Source organism: Pseudomonas sp. NPDC085632 (assembly GCF_044541255.1).
Taxonomy (GTDB): Bacteria; Pseudomonadota; Gammaproteobacteria; order Pseudomonadales; family Pseudomonadaceae; genus Aquipseudomonas.
Genome location: NZ_JBITSX010000034.1, coordinates 29,228 through 46,947, shown reverse-complemented (window position 1 = coordinate 46,947; position 17,720 = coordinate 29,228). Strand labels below are relative to the sequence as shown.

At 60.8% G+C, this 17,720-nt stretch carries 19 protein-coding genes; 8 read left to right on the top strand and 11 right to left on the bottom strand.

Features of this window, described 5'->3' with window-relative positions:
* Window positions 1-14: 14 nt before the first annotated feature.
* The 4 genes from coaD to ACIF4X_RS19970 form a co-directional block, all read right to left on the bottom strand.
* Entirely contained in the window at window positions 15-494 is a 480-nt protein-coding gene (coaD, locus tag ACIF4X_RS19985; RefSeq protein ID WP_042606545.1) for a pantetheine-phosphate adenylyltransferase, read from the bottom strand.
* A gap of 115 nt (window positions 495-609) precedes the next feature.
* Complete coding sequence (locus tag ACIF4X_RS19980) at window positions 610-2,205, bottom strand: GMC family oxidoreductase N-terminal domain-containing protein (RefSeq protein ID WP_397483432.1); 1,596 nt, start codon at window positions 2,203-2,205, stop codon at window positions 610-612.
* Window positions 2,206-2,335: 130 nt separating this feature from the next.
* Complete coding sequence (locus ACIF4X_RS19975) at window positions 2,336-2,881, bottom strand: twin-arginine translocation pathway signal protein (protein WP_397483431.1); 546 nt, start codon at window positions 2,879-2,881, stop codon at window positions 2,336-2,338.
* Window positions 2,882-2,910: 29 nt separating this feature from the next.
* Entirely contained in the window at window positions 2,911-4,359 is a 1,449-nt protein-coding gene (locus ACIF4X_RS19970; RefSeq protein WP_397483442.1) for a coniferyl aldehyde dehydrogenase, read from the bottom strand.
* 128 nt (window positions 4,360-4,487) lie between these two features.
* Between ACIF4X_RS19970 and ACIF4X_RS19965 the strand changes: the two genes are divergently transcribed.
* Together ACIF4X_RS19965 and ACIF4X_RS19960 are read left to right on the top strand one after the other, a co-directional pair.
* A complete protein-coding gene (locus ACIF4X_RS19965; RefSeq protein ID WP_007913599.1) occupies window positions 4,488-5,159 on the top strand; it encodes a TetR/AcrR family transcriptional regulator in 672 nt (223 codons plus the stop codon).
* 32 nt (window positions 5,160-5,191) lie between these two features.
* Window positions 5,192-6,046 carry a sulfurtransferase gene (locus ACIF4X_RS19960; protein ID WP_397483430.1) on the top strand — a complete coding sequence of 285 codons (855 nt, stop codon included), beginning with the start codon at window positions 5,192-5,194 and terminating at the stop codon, window positions 6,044-6,046.
* A 78-nt stretch (window positions 6,047-6,124) separates the two neighbouring features.
* Here the strand turns inward: ACIF4X_RS19960 and ACIF4X_RS19955 are convergent, their stop codons facing one another.
* The 6 genes from ACIF4X_RS19955 to ACIF4X_RS19930 all read right to left on the bottom strand — a co-directional run bounded on the left by ACIF4X_RS19955 (window position 6,125) and on the right by ACIF4X_RS19930 (window position 11,807).
* Complete coding sequence (locus ACIF4X_RS19955; protein ID WP_397483441.1) at window positions 6,125-6,955, bottom strand: AraC family ligand binding domain-containing protein; 831 nt, start codon at window positions 6,953-6,955, stop codon at window positions 6,125-6,127.
* A complete protein-coding gene (locus ACIF4X_RS19950; protein ID WP_397483429.1) occupies window positions 6,952-7,947 on the bottom strand; it encodes a hydrolase in 996 nt (331 codons plus the stop codon). The genes ACIF4X_RS19955 and ACIF4X_RS19950 overlap by 4 nt, the downstream gene beginning before the upstream one ends.
* A 63-nt stretch (window positions 7,948-8,010) precedes the next feature.
* On the bottom strand, window positions 8,011-8,625 hold the full coding sequence (gene rsmD / locus ACIF4X_RS19945; protein WP_397483428.1) for a 16S rRNA (guanine(966)-N(2))-methyltransferase RsmD: 615 nt from the start codon (window positions 8,623-8,625) through the stop codon (window positions 8,011-8,013).
* Window positions 8,625-10,112, bottom strand: coding sequence for a M16 family metallopeptidase (locus ACIF4X_RS19940; RefSeq protein ID WP_397483427.1), 1,488 nt, complete (start codon window positions 10,110-10,112; stop codon window positions 8,625-8,627). Before ACIF4X_RS19940 ends, rsmD begins: the two co-directional genes overlap by 1 nt.
* On the bottom strand, window positions 10,105-11,460 hold the full coding sequence (locus ACIF4X_RS19935) for a pitrilysin family protein (RefSeq protein WP_025112091.1): 1,356 nt from the start codon (window positions 11,458-11,460) through the stop codon (window positions 10,105-10,107). Before ACIF4X_RS19935 ends, ACIF4X_RS19940 begins: the two co-directional genes overlap by 8 nt.
* 152 nt (window positions 11,461-11,612) lie before the next feature.
* Window positions 11,613-11,807, bottom strand: a complete 195-nt coding sequence (locus ACIF4X_RS19930) for a hypothetical protein (RefSeq protein WP_397483426.1) — start codon at window positions 11,805-11,807, stop codon at window positions 11,613-11,615.
* On the opposite strand from ACIF4X_RS19930, the gene ftsY reads away from it, so the two are divergent.
* The 4 genes from ftsY (at window position 11,806) to rpoH (ending at window position 16,007) form a co-directional block, all read left to right on the top strand.
* Window positions 11,806-13,347 carry a signal recognition particle-docking protein FtsY gene (ftsY, locus tag ACIF4X_RS19925; RefSeq protein WP_397483425.1) on the top strand — a complete coding sequence of 514 codons (1,542 nt, stop codon included), beginning with the start codon at window positions 11,806-11,808 and terminating at the stop codon, window positions 13,345-13,347. The two genes, ACIF4X_RS19930 and ftsY, sit on opposite strands and share 2 nt — an antisense overlap.
* Window positions 13,344-14,015 carry a cell division ATP-binding protein FtsE gene (ftsE, locus tag ACIF4X_RS19920; protein ID WP_008065082.1) on the top strand — a complete coding sequence of 224 codons (672 nt, stop codon included), beginning with the start codon at window positions 13,344-13,346 and terminating at the stop codon, window positions 14,013-14,015. The genes ftsY and ftsE overlap by 4 nt, the downstream gene beginning before the upstream one ends.
* Window positions 14,012-15,037 (top strand): permease-like cell division protein FtsX, encoded by a 1,026-nt coding sequence (gene ftsX, locus ACIF4X_RS19915; protein WP_077574909.1) that lies wholly within the window; start codon window positions 14,012-14,014, stop codon window positions 15,035-15,037. The genes ftsE and ftsX overlap by 4 nt, the downstream gene beginning before the upstream one ends.
* Window positions 15,038-15,152: 115 nt before the next feature.
* Window positions 15,153-16,007, top strand: a complete 855-nt coding sequence (gene rpoH, locus ACIF4X_RS19910) for an RNA polymerase sigma factor RpoH (protein WP_007913617.1) — start codon at window positions 15,153-15,155, stop codon at window positions 16,005-16,007.
* Window positions 16,008-16,213: 206 nt separating this feature from the next.
* Here the strand turns inward: rpoH and mtgA are convergent, their stop codons facing one another.
* Window positions 16,214-16,936: a monofunctional biosynthetic peptidoglycan transglycosylase gene (gene mtgA, locus ACIF4X_RS19905; RefSeq protein ID WP_016983236.1), complete on the bottom strand. Its 723-nt coding sequence runs from the start codon at window positions 16,934-16,936 to the stop codon at window positions 16,214-16,216.
* Between the two features lie 74 nt (window positions 16,937-17,010).
* On the opposite strand from mtgA, the gene ACIF4X_RS19900 reads away from it, so the two are divergent.
* Together ACIF4X_RS19900 and thiS are read left to right on the top strand one after the other, a co-directional pair.
* Window positions 17,011-17,391: a DUF423 domain-containing protein gene (locus ACIF4X_RS19900; RefSeq protein ID WP_397483424.1), complete on the top strand. Its 381-nt coding sequence runs from the start codon at window positions 17,011-17,013 to the stop codon at window positions 17,389-17,391.
* 71 nt (window positions 17,392-17,462) lie between these two features.
* The gene (thiS, locus tag ACIF4X_RS19895; RefSeq protein ID WP_122604433.1) at window positions 17,463-17,663 is read left to right on the top strand and encodes a sulfur carrier protein ThiS; all 201 of its coding nucleotides are present in this window, start codon (window positions 17,463-17,465) and stop codon (window positions 17,661-17,663) included.
* Window positions 17,664-17,720: the final 57 nt, after the last annotated feature.

Here is a 17,720-nt window from a genome sequence, read left to right as displayed (position 1 = left end):
GCCTTCGACAGCTCCTACTTCTTGAAGCGTAGGGTCAGCGCGTCAGCCACGGCGGGGTGGACGAATTTGCTGATATCGCCGCCCAGCGCGGCAATTTCCCGCACCAGCGTCGAGGAAATGAACGAATAACGCTCGGACGGGGTGAGAAACAGGCTCTCCACATCCGGAGCCAACTGGCGATTCATGTTGGCCAGCTGAAATTCGTATTCGAAGTCCGACACCGCGCGCAAACCACGCAGGAACACATTGGCGTTCTGCTCTTTGGCGAAATGCGCCAGCAGCGTCGAGAAGCCGACCACTTCCACGTTCGGCAGGTGTCTGGTGACCTCGCGAGCCAGTTCGACCCGTTGTTCCAATGGGAACAGCGGGTTTTTCTTCGGGCTGGCAGCGACCGCAATAATCACGTGATCGAACAGGCGCGAGGCGCGTTCGACCAGATCGCCATGGCCCTTGGTAATAGGGTCGAAGGTACCTGGGTACAACACTCGGTTCATCGCGTCGTCCTGGCGGGAGTCCGTTGGGGAGTCGGATGGTATCGCAGCCGTCCCGGTCGGCCAAGTCGCCTGTTGGGTAAGAAAGCACTATAGACGATGGCAATAATTGGTTTTTTCACGGGTTTCTCAGCCGATCGGCGAGGGATGTCGCCAGTTGCGCGGTCAGGCCATACACCGACAGCTGCGGGTTGGCGCCGATGCTGGTGGGGAACAGCGAGCCGTCATGGATCGACAGATTAGCCAGTTGATGATGCCGGCCGAGACTGTCGGTGACGGCGCTTTTCGGCTCTTCACCCATCGCGCAGCCGCCCATGACATGCGCGCTGCCCAGTCGCGTGCGATAAAGCTCAAGGCTCAAACCGTCGATCAGCGTGCGCGCTTCAGCCAGGGTTTTCACGTAACGGGCGTCGGCGTGCATCGGCATTACCGATTTCGCCCCGCCGGCAAACTGGATTTCGGCCATGACGTGAAACGCCCGGCGCAAGCCTTCCCAGGCATAGGGCGAAACCTGGTAGTCGAGCACCGGCGAACCATCGCCCCGCAACTCGATTGCACCGCCCGTGCTGTCCGGGTGAAAACCGTCGCGCAGCAAGGCCAGCATGGCGTGGGTGTGCGGCAGGTCAGCCATGTGTTGCGCACTTTCCTCACCAAAACCGCCAAGCAGCGTCGCGGCCAACGCCGGATGCAGCGGCGGTACTTCCAGTTTGAAGGCCATCGGTCCGGTGGTGCCGTCCTTCCATTGGAAATGATCGGAATAGATCGACTGCGGCGCCCCGTAAAACGGATTGATGACTTCGTCGAAGCGCGCGGCGGACATGTTCACCGGGTGCAGGAAGGTACGCTTCCCCAGGGTTTTATGCGGATCCGGAGCGTCCGAACGCAGCAACAGCGCCGGGCTGTTGATGCCGCCACCGGCCAAAACGTAATGCCGCGCCTTGACGTGGATTGTGCGCCCGGTCGGTTCGACGCAACGCTCATCCATCGCCACGCATTGCAGGCCGGTGACTTTGTCGCCGTTGATCAGCAGTTTCTCGGCGCGGGCCAGATAAAGCAGCTCGCCACCCTTTTCCAGCGTCGCCGGAATGGTCGTGACCATCATCGATTGCTTGGCGTTGGTCGGGCAGCCCATGCCGCAGTACCCGAGGTTCCAGCAGCCGCGCACATTGCGCGGAATCACATGCCAGCTGTAACCGAGTTGTTCGCAGCCTTTGCGGATCACGTCGTTGTTGGCATTGGGCGGGACCATCCACGGGGCGACGCCGAGGCGCTGTTCCATTTTCTCGAACCACGGCGCCATCTCGGCGGGGCTATGGCCCTTGACGTTGTGTTCTTTGGCCCAGTGTTCAAGGGTCGGCTCCGGGGTGCGGAAACTCGATGTCCAGTTGATCAGCGTCGTACCGCCAACCGCGCGCCCCTGCAGGATTGTGATCGCGCCGTCCTTGCTCATGCGGCCGATGCCTTCCTGATAGAGGCTGCTGTAGGCCTTGTCTTCGAGCATTTTGAAGTCGGAACTGGTTTTCAGCGGGCCTTCTTCGATCAGCAGGACTTTGTAGCCGGCAGCGCTAAGGATTTCCGCCGTGGTGCCGCCACCGGCGCCGCTGCCGATGATCGCGACGTCGGCTTCCAGGGTCAGGTCGTCGCTCAGCTGTGCGCCGTTGTAGGTTTTCCAGCCTCGGGCGAGGCCTTCGCGGAACGGGTCGGGTACGGGCATCGATCAGGTTCTCTTTATTATTCTGGATGCTGGGTGTGGCGGCTGGCCCCTTCGCGAGCAAGCACGCTCCCACATTGGAATGCGAACCCCTGTGGGAGCGAGCTTGCTCGCGAAGGCCGCGCCGCCGATCTCAAACGGTAGGCGGACCGGGATAGCCGCAATGTCCCCACGATTCGGTGCGTGTGTACCAAGCCATCATCACCATCTGTTGCAGCGAGCTATGGCCCATACGCAACAAACTCAATGAACTGTTTTCCCAGCGATCAAGGAAATGGCGCATGGCCTCCGGGCTGGCATTTTCCCAACTGCCCCAGATCCCGGTGAGTGGCCCGCGCGTCACCGCCATGCCGAGGACGTCGAACAGTTGCCGGGTGAGTTTGAGCATTTCCGGCGACAGGTGATCGAGACTGTAGTCCAGCGACTTGAGCGTACCCTCAACAGCGTCCGGCAGCTTCTCGGCTGCCACGGCGCCGTCGAGCATCACCGGGATCAGTGCGCGCAAAAACAGCAGGTCGCCGTCACGCAACGAGACAAAACCGTTGGCCGCGACGCTCGACGAGCAGCCGCTGAGGCTGGCGCCGAGTCCGGCGGTGGCGAGGAATGCCGTGGCGCCGAGACTGAATTTCAGCAAACCACGGCGGGACAGTGCAGGTGTTTCGGTCAGGCTTGGGTGCATTGTTTTTATTACCCGGCGGTGACGAAGGTTTAGCGAATGAACAGCTTCTGGATCAGTTTCTGAATCGATTTGCCGTAGGGCGGGTAAATCAGTCTGGCTGCGTTGAACCGCTGTTTAATCAGCACCCCCTTGGCTTTGCTGAAGGTCAGGAAACCTTCGTGACCGTGGTAGTGGCCCATGCCCGAAGCGCCGATGCCGCCGAACGGCATGTCGTCCTGAGCCACATGCAGCAAGGTGTCGTTCAGGCACACACCGCCGGAATGGGTTTCGTGCAGCACGCGGTTCTGTTCGCGTTTGTCGTAGCCAAAGTAGTAAAGAGCCAGAGGACGTGGCCGCTGATTGATGTAAGCGAATGCCTGCTCCAGATCCTGATACGGCACGATCGGCAGCAGCGGCCCGAAGATTTCGTCCTGCATCACCGTCATCTCATCGCTGACATTCAGCAGCACGCTGTGCGGCATGCGCCGGCCTTGACCCTGCTCGAACAGCGGGATCAGCAGCGCGCCCTTGCTGGTGGCGTCGCTGACGTAGCCGTTGAGCCGCGCCAGTTGGCGTTCGTTGATGATCGCCGTGTAGTCCGGATTGTCGGTGAGTGTCGGATAAAAACCGTGCACGGCCTGGCGATAGGCTTCGACGAAAGCACCGACACGCTCTTCCGGGACCAGTACGTAATCCGGGGCGACGCAGGTCTGCCCGGCGTTGAGGGTTTTACCGAAGGCGATGCGCTCGGCAGCATCCTTGAGCGGCACATCACGGGAGACGATAGCCGGCGACTTGCCGCCCAGTTCCAGTGTCACCGGAGTGAGGTTTTCGGCGGCGGCGCGCATCACGTGTTTGCCGATGCTGGTGGCGCCGGTAAACAGCAAATGATCGAAGCGCAGGCGGGAGAACGCCACGCCGATGTCGGCTTCACCGAGCACCACGCAGACCAGGTCTTCGGGGAAAATTCTCGCCAGCAACGCTTTCATCAACAAGCCGGTGGCCGGGGTCGATTCACTGAGTTTGAGCATCACCCGGTTGCCTGCCGCCAAGGCGCCGACCAGCGGGCCGACCGCCAGATACAGCGGGTAATTCCACGGCACGATGACGCCGACGACGCCCAGAGGCTGATACACCACTTTCGCCGACGCTGGCTGGAACGCAATACCGACCTTGCGCCGCGAGGCTTTCATCCAGCCTTTGAGATGACGGCTGGCGTAATGAATGCCGTGCAAGCTCGGCATCAGCTCGGCGAGCAGGGTTTCATCGGCGCTGCGATGACTGAAATCGGAGCTGATCGCCTCGATCAATGCCTGACGTTCGTTGCTCAGCAAATCGCTCAGCGCTTTGAGCCATTGCTGGCGTTGGGCGGCGGGTGGCATCGGGTTCGCGGCATACGCGGCCCGCTGCGCCTCGAACAACCGGTCCAGCTCTGCCAGGGGTTGTTGCAGCGTTTGCAGGTAAGCGATGTCGGCAGTCATGGTCTGCTCCGGATTTATTGTAGTGATGAACTTTTTAGAGTCTATGCTCTATAAAGTCAAATGACTTCCTTGCACTGCAGTGTTTTATCCATTTCCGGTTAGGTCGTAAGATGCTCCCCAACGCACTCTGAATTAAAGCTCAAGCCATGGCCCCACGAATAAAAACCAGCGAGCGTATCGTGCTGAACAGCCTTGAGCTGTTCAATCAACAGGGCGAGCGCAGCATCAGCACCAATCACATTGCCGCCCACATGGAGATTTCTCCGGGCAACCTGTACTACCACTTCCCCAACAAGCAGGCGATCATCGCCGTGTTGTTCAGTGAGTACGAAAGCCTGGTCGACAGCTTTCTGCGCCCTCCGCAGGGGCGCGCGGCGACAGTCGAGGACAAGCGTTTCTATCTCAAGGAACTGCTTTCGGCGATGTGGCGCTACCGTTTTCTGCACCGTGATCTGGAGCATCTGCTCGACAGCGACCCGGAGCTGGCCGCCCGTTATCGGCGCTTTTCCCAGCGCTGCGTGATTCAGGGCGCGGCGATCTACGAAGGTTTTGTCGCCGCCGGGATTCTCGATATGGACCGCGTGCAGATCGAATCCCTGACCCTCAATGCCTGGATCATCCTGACGTCGTGGGTGCGCTTCCTGTGCACCACCCGCGAAAACTCCAACCACCTCAGTGAGCAGGCCATTAAACGTGGCGTGTACCAGGTGCTGGTGCTGGAAGCCGGGTTTGTCACCGAGCAGGCGCGTGACGAGGTCAATGCGTTGTTCGAGGAGTTCTACGTGCCGCTGGCCCAAGCCCTCGAAGACGTGAAATAAACCGTTCTGTTGAAATCCCTCAGGAGCCCGCTATGCCGATTGCGCAACTGATCAGCCCCGAAGCACTGGATGCCCGCAAGGCGCAGCCGGGGCTGGTGATTCTCGATTGTCGTTTTGCCCTCGAAGACCCGGACTACGGCCAGCGCAGCTATGCCGAAGGGCACATTGCCGGGGCGAGCTTCGCCGATCTTGAACGTGACCTCAGCGGTACCGTGGTCAAAGGCGTGACCGGACGTCATCCACTGCCCGAGCCGGCGGCGCTGATCGAGCGTCTGCAAGCCTGGGGCATCAACAATGACAGCGATGTGGTTTTGTACGACGACGGTCCCTGTGCCTACGCCGCGCGGGCGTGGTGGTTGCTGGCGTGGCTGGGCAAGCGCGATGGTGTGTTCATTCTCGATGGCGGGCTCAAGGCGTGGCATGCGGCGGGGTTGCCGCTGAGTCTGGATGCGCCCGCAGTCAGTCACGGTACTTTCAGTGGTCAACCGGACATGAGTCTCCTGCTCAGCGCCGAACAATTACAGCAACGCCTTGGCCAACCGAAACTGACATTGATCGATGCCCGGGGTTTGCCGCGTTTCAAAGGCGAGGTCGAGCCGATCGATCCGATTGCCGGGCACATTCCGGGTGCGCAATGCGCGGCGTTCACCGACAACCTCGGCAGCGACGGGCGATTCCTGCCAGCGGATCAACTCAAGCAGCGTTTTGCCGCGAAGCTCGGCGAGCGTTCGCCAGCGGATCTGGTTGCCTATTGCGGTTCTGGCGTGACGGCGTGTCACAACCTGTTTGCGTTGTGCCTTGCGGGTTATCCGTTGGGTTCGTTATACGCCGGATCGTGGAGCGAGTGGATCAACGAGCCTTCGCGCGGTATCGCCACCGGCGAATAAGATCAAAAGATCGCAGCCTTCGGCAGCTCCTACATTGGAATGCATCTCCCTGTAGGAGCTGCCGAAGGCTGCGATCTTTTAGCTTTCCATCCGGGCGCTGCGGTACGCGGCGGGTCCGACACCATAAGCCTGTTTGAATTGCCGGCTCAAATGGCTCTGGTCGGCGAAGCCCAGTCGCGTGGCGACCTCTACCGGCAGGCAGCCATGTTGTAGAAGTGCACGAGCCTGGGCGATGCGTTGCTGCATCAGCCAGGTGTGCGGGGGCATACCGGTTGCTCGGCGGAACACTCGGGCGAAATGGAAGGGTGACAGATTCACCGCCGCCGCCAGTTCTTCCAGTGACGGTGGCGCCGCCAGTTGCGCGTGCAACAACTCTTTGCCCAACAGCACCGCGCGGTGTTCCTTGCCGGCTCGACCGGGCACCGGCACTGCCGCATGGCGCTGCAACAGCAGCAACATCATCTCGCGCCACACCGTCTGCTGTTGTAACGCGGTGGCGGGGCTTTCGAGCAAACGATGCAATTGCGCAAAGCCGTTGACCAGATCTGCATCGCGATACAGCGTGGCGCCGAACGCCGGCAGACTCGTGGTGGACAGCTCCAGCTCATCCAGCAGCGAAACGATCTGTGAAGTATCGGGATAAAACGCCCGGTACAGCCAGCCGTCCTCGGTGCCCTTGTGCCCGGTGTGCAGCTCGTCCGGATTGATCAACACCAGTGTGCCGCTGCCGGCCAAATGCTCGGCACCGCGATAACGGTAGCGCTGGGCACCGGCCATGATCATGCCGATCACGAATCCGTCGTGGACATGCGGGGCGAAGCGATGCTCGATGTAGCGTGCCGACAACAACTCGACCCCGGCCAGCGGCGCGGTTTGCCAGAAGCGGATCGACTCGCCCTGATCGCTCATGCGGGCACGCGCGTCAGCCACTGCGGGATGCGTCGTTCCAGATAGTAACCGGGCTGGCGCAGCGAGCCATCGACGAAGCCAACATGTCCGCCGCGTGCCTGCAACTCGAAGACAGTCGAGGCCGATAGCTCACTGGCCTGCGGCAAACTGTGCGGGAACACGAACGGATCGTCCGCCGCCTGAATGATCAGGGTCGGTGTGCGGATTTCGCCGAGGAAGTAACGGCTCGAAGCACGGCGATAGTAATCCTCGGCACCATTGAAGCCGTGCAACGGCGCGGTCACCCGGCCATCGAAATCCCAGAACGTGCGCATGTTTTCCAGCGAACCGAGGGCTGCCAGCGCGGCGAGTCCGTCTTCTCGACCGTCATGCTGAAACTGCCGTTGTTTGTTTTTGATATAGGCGACCATCTCGCGCATGAAGTGGGCCTGATAGACCTTGGAAAATCCCTGGCCGATGCGGTCGGCGCATTGGTCGAGGCGAAACGGTACCGACACCGCGACCGCGCCGAGCACACCACTGGCGCTGCCGGTTTCGCCCAAGTGCTTGAGCAGCACATTGCCACCCAGGGAATAGCCGACGGCATACAACGGTGCCAACGGTCGCTTGGCGCGCAGGTGCTTTATGGTTTCGGCGAGGTCTTCGCTGGCACCGGAGTGATAGCTGCGTGGCAGCAGATTCGGCTCGCCCGAGCAGCCGCGCCAGTTCAGCGCGACACTGGCCCAGCCTTGATCGGCCAAGGCTTTCTGGATGCCAGCGACATAAGGCGAATTGGAAGAGCCGGTCAGTCCATGCAGCACCAGCACCAGTGGTGCATCGGCGGTGTGCGGGCCGTGCCAGTCGAGGTCGAGAAAGTCGCCATCCTCAAGCCACAGGCGCTCGCGCTCACGTTCGATATGCACGGTTTTGCGCCACAGCGGTCCCCACAAGGTTTGCAGGTGCGGATTGCCGAGGCCGAGGGCGGGGGTGAAGCGTTCTGAAGAGGCGGACACGATGGTTCTCGATGCAGAGCGGCGACCCCATTGGACGGGACGCCGCTGATTCAGACCGGTCGGTTAACCGGCGATCTCTGCCGTACGTTGCCACAGCGCGTAGTAAACCCGGCCGGATTTCTGCTCGCGGTGCAGGCGCCAGTTGCCCGGCAGGCCCAGCGTCGATGGCGCCGTTTCGCTTTCAGTGTAGATCCACGAGTCGGTCGCCAGCCACTGACGCTCTTCGAGCAAGGTGCAAACAGCCGGCAGCAAGTTCTGATTGAACGGTGGGTCGAGGAACACCAGATCGAACGCGCTGGCGGTCTGGGTTTCCAGATAACGCAAGGCGTCGGCGGTCTGCACCTGGCCGTTGGTGCAACGCAGGGTACCGAGGTGTTCTTTCAGGCTGGACACCGCAATGTTGCTGGCATCCAGCGCCTGGCCCATGGCCGCGCCACGCGACAGCGCTTCGAGAAACAGCGCGCCGCTGCCGGCGAACGGGTCGAGCACCTTTGCCCCTTCAACGTAAGGCGCGAGCCAGTTGAACAGGGTTTCACGCACGCGATCCGGCGTCGGGCGCAGGCCCGGCGCATCGGGGAAGCTCAGCTTGCGGCTGCGCCATTGGCCACCAATGATGCGCAACTGGTTCACACCGTTGTGGACGTTGTGCGCAGGTTTTTTTGGGGAACGAGTCGCCATTAATGCTCCGGAACCCCGAGCGGTTGCTCGGCAGGTTTATCAGATGGGGCCGGTAACGGCTTTTGCGGCACGGTCGGTCCAGCGGTGACGACGACCATTTTGTCCGTGCTCAAGTGTTTGTTCAGGGCGTCGCGGACTTGTTCCACGGTCAGGCTTTGCGACTGACGCATGAAATCATCCAGGTAGCTCAGCGGCAGATTATAGAAGCCCATCGCGCCGAGCTGGCCAACGATATCGGCGTTGCTCGCGGTGGACAGCGGGAAGCTGCCGGCCAATTCGCGCTTGGCGTCGTCGAGTTCTTTCTGCGTCGGCCCGGTTTTCAGGTAATCGGCGAGTACGTCCTGCACCAGTTTCAGGGTGCCTTCGCTCATTTCCGCGCGGGTCTGCAGGTTGATCATGAACGGGCCACGCGCCTGCATCGGGCTGAAAGCCGAGTACACGCCGTAGGTCAGGCCGCGTTTCTCGCGCACTTCGCTCATCAGGCGCGTGCCGAAACCACCGCCACCGAGTATCTGGTTGCCCATCGACAGCGCCGCGTAATCCGGGTCGTCACGGTCGATGCCCAGTTGCGCGATCATCAGATTGGTCTGCTTCGACGGGAATTCGATATGGCCCGTGCTGGCCTTCGGTTCCTGCGGCTGCGCGATCTTCGCCAGCGCCGGGCCTTTGGGCAGTGCGCTGGAAACCTGATTGGCAATCGCCTCGGCCTCCGCACGCGACAGGTCGCCGACCAGCGCGATCACCACGTTGCCAGCGGCGTAGGCCTTGGCGTGGAATTCACGCAATTGCGCGAGGGTGATTTTCGGCACACTTTGCGGATTGCCGTCGCTCGAATGCGCGTACGGATGATCGCCGTACAGACGTTTCATCAGTTCAAGGCTGGCGAGTTTGCCGGGGTTCTGTTTCTGGTATTCGAAACCGGCGAGCATCTGGTTCTTGATGCGCGAGAACGAGTCGGCCGGGAAGGTCGGTTTGCCGACCACTTCCGAGAACAGCTTCAGTGCCGGTTCACGTTGCTCGGTCGCACTCAGACTGCGTAGCGAAGCCAGCGCCATGTCCTTGAAAGCACCGTTGCCGAAATCCGCACCCAGGCCTTCAAAGCCCTGCGCGATGGCGCCGACATCTTTACCGGCGACACCTTCGTTGAGCATCGCGTTGGTCAGCACCGCCAGACCCGACGCGCTGCCGTCCTGGCTGCTGCCGGCGGCGAAGATCAGGCGCATGTCGAACATCGGCAACTCATGGGCTTCGACGAACAGCACCTTGGCGCCTTCGGCGGTGTTCCAGGTTTGCACATCGAGTTTGCGGCTGGCCGGGGCTTTGCCGTCGAGTTCGGCCAGCGATTGCAGCTTCTGGCTGGTCTTTGCGTTATCCAGTGCTTCGCTGGCCTTGCTGTCAGCGCCTGGCGTCAGGTACAGCGCGGCAGAGCCGATCACCGCCACGGCGATCAGGCCGAGCAGCAGGCGTGGGGATTTGCGCTTACTCATGAGTCGTCTCCAGTGGCAGGACATGGGCGACGCTGAGACGTTCGCGGGTGAAATACAGCTTGGCGGCGTTCTGGATGTCTTGCGGGGTGACGCTTTCCAGATCGGCGAGTTCGGTGTCCATCAACTTCCACGACAGACCGACTGTTTCCAGCTGGCCGATGGCGGTGGCCTGGCTGGTGATCGAATCACGTTCGAACACCAGACCGGCGATCACTTGTGCACGCACGCGCTCAAGTTCTTCGGCGGACGGCGCGGTGGTTTTCAGCTGCTCCAGCAGTTTCCACAGGCCGGCCTCGGCCTGCGCCATGGTCTTTTTCTTCTGCGTGTTCGGGGTTGCCGACAGGGTGAACAGGCTGTCGCCACGGGTGTAGGCGTCGTAGCTCGACGAACCGCCAGAGACCAGTTCTTCGCCGCGCTCCAGTTGCGTCGGGATGCGCCCGCTGTAACCGCCGTCGAGCAGCGCCGAGATCAGGCGCAGGGCGTTGACCGAGCGTTTGTCTTCAGCGGTGGCAATGCTGGGCACGTTGAAACCGAGCATCAGGCTAGGCAGTTGTGTCTGCACGTGCAGGGTGATCTGGCGTTCGCCCGGTTCGGCCAGTTCCAGTGGCTTTTTCGCCGGTGGCACGTCGCGCTTGGCGATCGGGCCGAAATAGCGTTGGGCGAGGGTTTTCACTTCGTCCGGGGTGACGTCGCCGACTACTACCAACGTGGCGTTGTTCGGCACGTACCAGGATTGGTACCAGTGGCGCAGCTCTTCAACCTTCATCCGGTCGAGGTCGGCCATCCAGCCGATGGTCGGCGTGTGGTAGCCGCTGGCCGGGTAGGCCATGGCCTTGTAGCGTTCGTAGGCCTTGGACATCGGTTTGTCATCGGTGCGCAAGCGGCGCTCTTCCTTGATGACTTCGATTTCCTTGGCGAACTCGTCGGCCGGCAGGCGCAGATTGGCCATGCGGTCGGCTTCCAGTTCGAAGGCTACGCCCAGACGGTCGCGAGCCAGCACCTGGTAATAAGCGGTGAAGTCGTCGCTGGTGAAAGCGTTCTCTTCGGCGCCCAAATCGCGAAGGATCAGCGAGGCTTCGCCGGGGCCGACTTTCTCGCTGCCCTTGAACATCATGTGCTCAAGCGCGTGGGACAGACCGGTCTGGCCCGGGGTTTCGTAGCTGGAGCCGACCTTGTACCAGACCTGCGAGACAACCACCGGCGCGCGATGGTCTTCGCGCACAACGACCTTGAGGCCGTTGTCGAGGGTGAATTCGTGGGTCGGTTGCGGGTCGGCCGCCAAGGCCGAAAGGGGCAGGCAGACTGTGCTGAGCAGCAGGCCGGCAGCGCGGCGGGCTAGAGCATTCATTCGTTTTTTAACCTGTTGGGCTGCCCGCTTGGTCTTAGCCTAGGCGGGCGAGGAGGTGCTAGGATACTGATCCGTTTTACTGGCGGCCACGCCTATCAAGCCACTGATCGGTCGATAGGTTGTATGGGTTCCCGGCAGAAGCTTTGAGTTTGTCAGCTAAACTCTGCGTTTTCGCCGACGATGCCGTTCCAGTCCTTCGTATTAATCGACCTTTGAGGTGCCTGTAGCGCCTCGACAAAATGTTGCGCGTGAACAAGCTGGGTGAAACACAGTCTGTTCTGCATCGAATATTTATTTGCCGGGGCGCCCTTATGGCGCGTCGCTACCGTGAGATAGCCGTCCTCCATGTTTGGTTCCAACGACGACAAGAAGACCCCAGCTGCGGCTGGCGAGAAGAAAAGCCTGTTCGGATGGCTGCGTAAGAAACCGCAGGAACCCGTCGTCGAACAGCCGCCGGTGATTCCTGAGCCCGCCCCGGCGCCGGCTCCAGTCATAGAAGAAGAGCCGGCACCGATTGTGCTGCCGATTGCCGAGCCGGTGCTGCAACCGGTAGAGCCAGATCCCGAGCCTGAAGTGCCTGTGGCGGCTGAGTTGCCGCTGACTCCTCCGGCCGCGCCTTGGCTGACTTTGCCGGTGGCCGAAGAGCCAGTGGCACTGGTTGAAGAGGCTGCGCCGCACATCACGCCAGTGATTCCTGCGCCTGCCGCGTTTGTGGCTGAAGTTGCTCCGGCAGCTGTTGTCGAACCTGCGCGGGTTGTTGCAGAACCTGTTATTGCAGAACCTGTGGTTGCTGAAACTATTGTTCCTGAGCCTGTTGCTCCGGTCGTTGTCGCCCCCGTTGCCCCGGCCATTCAACAACCCGAGCCCGAGCCTGCACCTGTCGCTGCGGCGCCAGTTGTGCCAGGCGAAGTGGTTGCCGAGGCCCCAGTCGAAGCCCCGCGCACTGAAGAAACCAAAGCCGGTTTCTTCGCCCGCCTCAAGCAGGGCCTGTCGAAAACCAGCGCGAGCATCGGCGAGGGCATGGCCAGTCTGTTCCTCGGCCGCAAAACCATTGACGACGATCTGCTCGACGACCTCGAAACCCGTCTGCTGACCGCCGACGTCGGCGTCGAAGCCACCACGCAGATCATCCAGCGCCTGACCCAAAAGGTCGCCCGCAAAGAATTGGCCGACGCCGACGCGTTGTACAAATCCCTGCAGGCCGAACTGGCCGCGATGCTCAAACCGGTCGAACAACCGCTGAAAATCGCCTCGCAGAACAAGCCGTTCGTGATTCTGGTGGTGGGCGTCAACGGCGCCGGCAAGACCACCACCATCGGCAAACTGGCGAAGAAGCTGCAACTGGAAGGCAAGAAAGTCATGCTCGCTGCCGGTGACACCTTCCGCGCCGCTGCCGTAGAGCAATTGCAGGTCTGGGGCGAGCGCAACAAGATCCCGGTCATCGCCCAGCACACCGGCGCCGACTCGGCTTCGGTGATCTTCGACGCCGTGCAGGCCGCCAAGGCCCGTGGCATCGACGTGTTGATCGCTGACACCGCCGGTCGTCTGCACACCAAAGACAACCTGATGGAAGAGCTGAAGAAGGTTCGCCGCGTAATCGGCAAGCTCGACGCCGACGCGCCGCACGAAGTGCTGCTGGTGCTCGACGCCGGTACTGGCCAGAACGCCATCAACCAGGCCAAGCAATTCAACCAGACCGTCGAACTGACCGGCCTGGCGCTGACCAAGCTCGACGGTACCGCCAAGGGCGGGGTGATTTTCGCCTTGGCCAAACAATTCGGTCTGCCGATCCGCTACATCGGCGTCGGTGAAGGCATCGACGATTTGCGTACCTTTGAAGCCGAACCCTTTGTCCAGGCACTGTTTGCCGAGCGGGAGCGTTCATGATTCGTTTCGAACAGGTCGGTAAACGCTACCCGAACGGTCACGTCGGCTTGCATGAGCTGAGCTTTCGAGTCCGTCGTGGCGAGTTCTTGTTTGTCACCGGCCACTCCGGTGCCGGTAAATCCACCCTGTTGCGCCTGTTGCTGGCGATGGAACGCCCGACCAGCGGCAAACTGCTGTTGGCCGGGCAAGACCTGAGCACCATCAGCAACGCGCAGATTCCGTTTCTGCGCCGGCAGATCGGCGTGGTGTTCCAGAATCACCAGTTGCTGTTCGATCGCACGGTGTTCAACAACGTCGCGTTGCCGCTGCAGATTCTCGGGCTGTCCAAAGCCGAAATCGCCAAGCGTGTCGATTCGGCGCTGGAGCGCGTGGCACTTTCGGATAAAACCGATCTGTACCCGGGCGACCTGTCCACCGGTCAGCAGCAGCGTGTCGGTATTGCTCGCGCCATCGTTCACCGTCCGGCCTTGCTGCTGGCGGACGAACCGACCGGTAACCTCGACCCGCGTCTGGCGGCGGAAATCATGGGCGTGTTCGAAGACATCAACCGTCTGGGCACCAGCGTGCTGATCGCCAGTCACGACCTGGCACTGATCGCGCGCATGCGTCACCGCATGCTGACCCTGCAACGCGGCCGATTGATTGGCGACGGGGAGGCCGGAGAATGAGTGCGACACGCAGTCCGAAGGTTTCCGAACGCGTGGCCCCGAAAGCCGCCGATCCGCAACCACCGAAGAAGAAAAAACACGACGAAGACGATGGCCCGGACTTCGCCACGCTGTTCCGTGCCTGGGTCGAAAGCCATCGCGCCAGCCTGCTCGACAGCCTGCGTCGCCTTGGCAAACAGCCAATCGGCAGTTTCTTCACCTGCATGGTGATGGCCGTGGCGCTGAGCCTGCCGATGGGCTTGTCGCTGCTGCTCAACAACGTCGAGCGTCTGGGCGGCTCGTGGCAGCGAGCGGCGCAGATCTCGCTGTACCTGCAACTCGACGCCAGCCCGGAACAGGGCGAGTCTTTGCGTGAACAGATCAAAGGCATGCCCGGCGTAGCTGATGCTGAATATGTCGGCCGTGATCAGGCGCTGGAAGAGTTCCAGCAGCAGTCTGGGCTGGGTGAAGCCCTGCGCGAGCTGCCGGAGAACCCGCTGCCGGGCGTTGTGCTGGTGACGCCGAACGAAGTCGACAAGCCGACGCTGGAAGCATTAAGACAAAAACTTTCCGAGCTGCCCAAGGTACAACAGGCGCAACTTGATCTAGTCTGGGTCGAGCGTCTGGCTGCCATCCTCAAACTTGGCGACCGTTTTGTTTTCGGTCTGACGGTGCTTTTGGTTTCTGCATTACTTTTGGTGATAGGCAATACCATTCGTCTTCATATTGAAAACCGCCGCACCGAGATAGAAGTGATTAAACTCGTCGGCGGCACTGACAGCTATGTGCGACGTCCCTTCCTTTATATGGGCGCGCTGTATGGCTTCGGTGCGGGACTGTTGTCCTGGGGTGTATTGGCGTTTGGCCTGAACTGGCTGAACGACGCGGTGGTTGGGCTGGCCGGTTTGTACGGCAGTGATTTCGCGCTGGCCGGAGTGCCAGTTGCCGATGGTCTGTCGCTCTTGCTTGGCGCGGTGCTGTTGGGTTATATCGGTGCATGGATTGCAGTCGCACGTCATCTCAGGGAGCTGGCGCCGAAGTAGAATCTTTTTTGCGCGTGATTGACCTTGCGGTTTTTTTGGGAACTTGCACTTGAATTCCCGGTCAATTTTTCGCAGTGCCGAGAGGCACGAGTATGTAAGTGGGAGGTTTTTTCGTATGACCAATTCTTTGCAGCCTGCGTATGCGTTGGTTCCGGGTGCGAACCTGGAAGCCTACGTGCACACCGTCAACAGCATTCCATTGCTGACGCCGGAGCAGGAGCGTGAACTGGCCGAGAGTCTCTACTATGAGCAGGATTTGGGGGCGGCTCGGCAGATGGTGCTCGCCCACCTGCGTTTTGTCGTACACATTGCCCGTAGCTATTCCGGCTACGGTCTGGCTCAGGCTGACCTGATCCAGGAAGGTAACGTCGGCCTGATGAAGGCCGTGAAGCGCTTCAACCCGGAAATGGGTGTGCGTCTGGTGTCGTTCGCCGTGCACTGGATCAAGGCGGAAATTCACGAGTTCATCCTGCGCAACTGGCGCATTGTGAAAGTCGCGACCACCAAGGCCCAGCGCAAGCTGTTCTTCAACCTGCGCAGCCAGAAAAAACGTCTGGCGTGGCTGAACAACGAGGAAGTCCACCGCGTGGCGGAAAGCCTCGGCGTCGAGCCGCGGGAAGTGCGCGAGATGGAAAGTCGCCTGACCGGCCATGACATGGCCTTCGACCCGGCTGCTGAAGCCGACGACGACAGCGCTTTCCAGTCGCCGGCCAACTACCTGGAAGACCACCGGTACGACCCGGCCCGTCAACTGGAAGATGCCGACTGGAGCGACAACTCCAACAGCAACCTGCACGAAGCGCTGGAAGTGCTGGACGAACGCAGCCGTGACATCCTCTACCAGCGTTGGCTGGCAGAAGAGAAAGCCACGCTGCACGACCTGGCGCAGAAGTACAACGTGTCAGCCGAGCGGATCCGTCAGCTCGAGAAGAGCGCGATGAACAAGCTCAAGTTGTCGATCGCCGCATAACCGGCGAGCAGGCAATAAAAAACGCCCCGATCAGCGATGATCGGGGCGTTTTTTATGCGCATATTTCAGGGTGGCATCAATCCCTGTGGGAGCTGGCTTGCCAGCGATGGCGTCGGGTCAGTCATGCAGATGTTGTCTGAATCACCGCTATCGCGGGCAAGCCCGCTCCCACAGGAATTTTCAGTGTCTACAAAAACAGTGACTGGCTATCGGGACCACGGTGCGCGTCGTGAATCATTGAGCCCCAGCAAGTAACTGTCCCCACCCAACTGACTCATCTGTTGTCGAATCCATCCAGCCCGGCGCGATACATAAGCGGTCGGATGACTGGCACTCCAGACTCGCGGGTTTGGCAAAACGGCAGCCAGATAACTCGCCTGCTGCCGTGACAACGACTTCGCGCTGACACCAAAGTGATGACGGGCCGCAGCTTCGGCGCCAAACACCCCGTCATCCCACTCAACGCTGTTCAGGTACACCTCAAGAATCCGCTGTTTGGGCCAGAACACCTCGATCAGCGCCGTAAACCACGCTTCCAGGCCTTTACGCAGATAGCTGCGACCGGCCCACAGAAACAGATTCTTCGATACTTGCTGGCTCAAGGTACTGGCGCCGCGAATCGAGCCGCCCAGCTCGTTGTGCGCCAGGGCAGCCTGAATCGCACTGAAGTCAAAACCCCAATGCTCCGGAAACTTCTGATCCTCACCGGCCATGACCGCGACTTTGAGGTCATCGGAAATCTCGTCCCATGGTTTCCACGTGCGCTGCAGGTCAATCGGCTCGCCATCGACCCAGGATTCAACTTTACGCTCGACCATCAACGCCGTGCCCGGCGGCGGTACGAAGCGAAACACCAGCACCAGCAAGATGCTGCCGCCCGCGAACCAGAGCAGGGCCTTCGTGAGACGACGGAAAATAGTACGCAGCATAGAGATGGCTTGGCCGAACCCGTGGAGCGGGCCATTATACAGACCCTGCCGATCGCGTCTGACTGGAGTTCCCCATGCTGCGTGGCTTTTTGATGCTGGCCGCTTTTTTTGGTTTTACCGGCGTCGCTTTGGGCGCATTCGCCGCCCATGGCCTGAAAAACCGCCTGACACCTGAGTACCTGACGATTTTCCACACCGGCGTCACCTATCAACTGGTGCATACCCTGGCGCTGTTCGGTGTAGCGCTGCTGGCCACGCAAATTCAAACCCGGCTGGTGACATGGGCTGGGGTTTCCTTCACCGTCGGTATTCTGCTGTTCTCCGGCAGCCTGTATGTGCTGACCACCACCGGCATCAGCAAACTCGGCATTATTACTCCGTTCGGTGGCCTGGCATTTCTGGTCGGCTGGCTGTGCCTCGGGCTCGCCGCCTGGCGCTTGCAACCAACCGCTTGACGCTTGGTGCTGACCTTTAGGTCATGATCGGGCTAGAATGCCAGCCCCCAAAAATGATGGCGGCATTACGCATGCGCATTCAATTGAACGGCGAATCCCTTGAACTGCCCGACGGTGAAACTGTTGCGGCCCTGATCACCCGTCTGGAACTGACCGGACGCCGGGTGGCAGTCGAGCTCAATCTGGATATCGTCCCGCGCAGCCAGCATGCCGACACCACGCTCAATGACGGCGATAACGTCGAAGTCGTGCACGCCATCGGCGGCGGTTAATCGGGTGGTCCGCAAGGGCACAGAATTCTGCAAGACCCTCACTCCTAAAGAGGATTC